We start from the raw sequence: 3,016 nt of genomic DNA on the forward strand, positions 1-3,016 counted from the left end.
TCCATGCCGCCCTCGACCGAGCACATGGCCAGGTAGGTGCGGTTGGAGCGGTCGAGCAGGAAGGAGATGTAGTACTCCTCGGCGATGTCACTGGCCTCGGCGACCAGCAACTTCTTGACCACGTGACCCTTGATGTCGAGGCCGAGGATGTTCTGTGCGTGAGTGAGGGCGTCGTCGGGGGTGGCCGCGTACTTCACGCCGCCCGCCTTGCCGCGGCCGCCGACCTTCACCTGCGCCTTGACCATCACGGGCTTGCCGATTTCCTCGGCGATCGCCTTGGCGTCGTCCGCGGAGTCGGTCACCCGGCCCGGCGTCGTGGGGACGTTGTGCTTGGCGAACAGCTCCTTCGCCTGGTATTCGAAGAGATCCATTGGCTCACCGTCTGTCTACTTTGACTGTTGGATTCGTTACCTACGTCTTGACCTGTTTGGCTCGGGGGGAACTTTATCCACACGCGCCGAAAGCACCCACACCGCCCATCGGTCATGTGGTACATGTCACCGGCCCGATGTAGTGATACAAGTCACAATATTCGGTGGAATTAGTTCACGGGTTGCCACCAACATTGGAATTTGGTTAACGTGCCTCTGGTCTGAGTAACGGTATGGTCACGGCGCGAAGGACATTTGGGTTGGCTGAGCAAGGTTCGTCAAAGGCTTCAAGAGCGCCATCGACGACCCAGTTCGACGCCACCATCACCGACATCATCCCGTTCAACGAGTTCGGCGATCTCGACGATCTCGACTTCAGCAACGCCTCGGCATTCGATCGCGAGTCCCGCGTCATCCGCGCTCCCGAGCTCGACGACATGCACGCCACCGACGACCTCGTTCCGCTCCGCCTGGCCGTGCCATCGCAGTTCCGGTCCGGCGACGCCGAGGACCGCCTTTCGGCACGGGCATACCGCGACAGCCACACCGATGTCAGCGATGGCATGGAGAACACCGACATCATCGACATGTCGGGGCGCCGCGGGCTGCACCGCAAGGTCGACGGCGGAGCCGTCAAGGGCCGCCTCGTCGCCGCGGCGATGGCCGTTGGCGCGACCGCTGCTGCCGGCTACTCGCTGGCCGGTGCCGCCGATTCGACCGCTGCTGACCACATGATCGCCGCGGGACCCAACGCGTTCGTCGACGAGGGCGTCACGGGCTCGGGCGACGGCATGCAGATCGTGACGGTCGCACCCGCCGCCGTCGAAGCGGTGCACAGCGAGGAACTCGCCAACGGCGCCGCCTTCGCGGCAGAGCGCGCGCAGCGCGAGGCACGCCTCACCCGGCCGGAGTACGTCTTCCCCGCCAAGGGGGTGTGGACGTCGGGCTTCGGCTACCGATGGGGTGTCCTGCATGCGGGCATCGACATCGCCAACGCGATCGGCACCCCGATCCTGGCCGCAGAGGACGGCGTGGTGACCGACGTCGGACCAACCGCCGGTTACGGGGCCTGGGTCAAGATCCGCCACTCCGACGGCACCGTGACGCTGTACGGCCACATCAACACCTGGCTCGTCACCGTCGGCGAACGCGTGATGGCGGGCGATCAGATCGCCACCATCGGCAACCGCGGCCAGTCCACCGGACCGCACCTGCACTTCTCGGTTCTGCGCAACGGCACCGATTACATCGATCCAGTGCCTTGGCTCGCCGCGAAGGGTCTCAGCCCCGGCAGCTATGTCGGCTGACCATTGACGTCCGGCGGACCCCCCTCCGACGAAACCCGCATCATCCGGCGGCAGGCCGACGCCGCCGCTCCACCTCCCGCCGTCCCACCTCCCGCCGTCCCGCCTCCCGCGGTCCCGTCGGAACAGCAGACCGGCATCATTCGCCGACACCCCACCGGTTCCTTCGCGGCGATCCCCGCGCCGATTCACTCAGAGCCGGGCCTCGCCGACGAGCCCCAGACGAGTTACATCCCGCGCGCCACTCCCCTGGCCATCGGTTTGCCTGCAGCCAGGAGTCAGGGCCCGTTCGCGGCGTCTGCCACCGCCGCCGTCAGCATCGTCAGCGGCTGGGCCACCGCGGTCATTGCCACATCACTCATCAGCGGTTGGTGGAGTACCGACGAATTATTTTGCATCGCAATCGGTTTCCTGACCGCGGTATCCGCGGCGGCGACCATCGGCGGCCTCATCTCCCTACTGCTGCGCCAACGCATCGGACGGCTGCTGATCGTCGTCGGCGCCATCGTCGCGCTGATGATCTTTGCCGGGCTCTTCGTCGCAGGCGCGGACCTGCCGCGGATGGTCTACGGCCTCCCGGTGCTGCCCGTCGCCAGCGTGGTCCTGGCGCTGCTGCCAGCCACCGGCCGATGGTGCCGCTAGAGCTTCTGAATCGGCGCGTGGTTGTGCATCAGCTTGACCCGGCCCGCGCTGCCGAAGTCGATGAGCGACATCGCGGATTCGCCCATCCCGGACACCTCCTCGACCCGGCCGAGCCCGTACTTGTCGTGGTTGACGCGGTCGCCCGGCTCCAGCGTGATGATCGGACGGTTGCGGGCACCCGACGTGCGCGCCGGTGACGGCCGCGGCGAACCGAAAGTTCCCCCCGCACCACCCGACGAGACCCGGCCGGGCGCGCTGAGCGAGGACTGCGGCGCTTCGACGCGACGCCAGTCGATGAGCTCCTGCGGAATCTCGCGCAGGAACCGGGATTCGGGATTGAGCATCGGCTGTCCCCACGACGACCGCACCTTCGCCCGGCTCAGATACAGCCGCAGCCGGGCCCGGGTGATTCCGACGTAGGCGAGCCGCCGCTCCTCGGACAGTTCGAGAGGATCGCCGAGGGCCCGCATGTGCGGGAACATGCCGTCCTCCCACCCCGTGACGAACACGATGGGGAACTCGAGGCCCTTGGCGGTGTGCAGCGTCATCATGGTCACCACGCCCGCCCCGTGCTCGGGTATCCCGTCGGCGTCGGCCACCAGGGACACCCGCTCCAGGAACTGGGCCAGCACGCCGGTGTCGGGGACGTCCTCGTCCTGAAGTTCGGGTGACTCCTCGCGAAGAGCCGCCGCGTTGGCC

At 67.1% G+C, this 3,016-nt stretch carries 4 protein-coding genes; 2 read left to right on the forward strand and 2 right to left on the reverse strand.

Annotated elements, in window-relative coordinates; all coding sequences use genetic code 11:
- Positions 1–371, reverse strand: a 371-nt coding sequence (locus ACRDUX_RS32565) for an ATP-grasp domain-containing protein (RefSeq protein WP_526420272.1), incomplete at its 3' end; no start/stop codon positions are given.
- 233 nt (positions 372–604) lie between these two features.
- Here ACRDUX_RS32565 and ACRDUX_RS32570 point away from each other — a divergent pair.
- On the forward strand, positions 605–1,678 hold the full coding sequence (locus ACRDUX_RS32570) for a M23 family metallopeptidase (RefSeq protein WP_526420274.1): 1,074 nt from the start codon (positions 605–607) through the stop codon (positions 1,676–1,678).
- Positions 1,679–1,681: 3 nt separating this feature from the next.
- Positions 1,682–2,317 carry a hypothetical protein gene (locus ACRDUX_RS32575; protein ID WP_526420276.1) on the forward strand — a complete coding sequence of 212 codons (636 nt, stop codon included), beginning with the start codon at positions 1,682–1,684 and terminating at the stop codon, positions 2,315–2,317.
- On the opposite strand, the gene ACRDUX_RS32580 is transcribed toward ACRDUX_RS32575, so the two are convergent.
- A partial coding sequence (locus ACRDUX_RS32580) for a 3'-5' exonuclease (protein WP_526420278.1) occupies positions 2,314–3,016 on the reverse strand: 703 nt, incomplete at its 5' end. The two genes, ACRDUX_RS32575 and ACRDUX_RS32580, sit on opposite strands and share 4 nt — an antisense overlap.

The sequence above is a fragment of the Mycobacterium sp. genome (assembly GCF_050701675.1).
Classification (GTDB): Bacteria; Actinomycetota; Actinomycetes; order Mycobacteriales; family Mycobacteriaceae; genus Mycobacterium.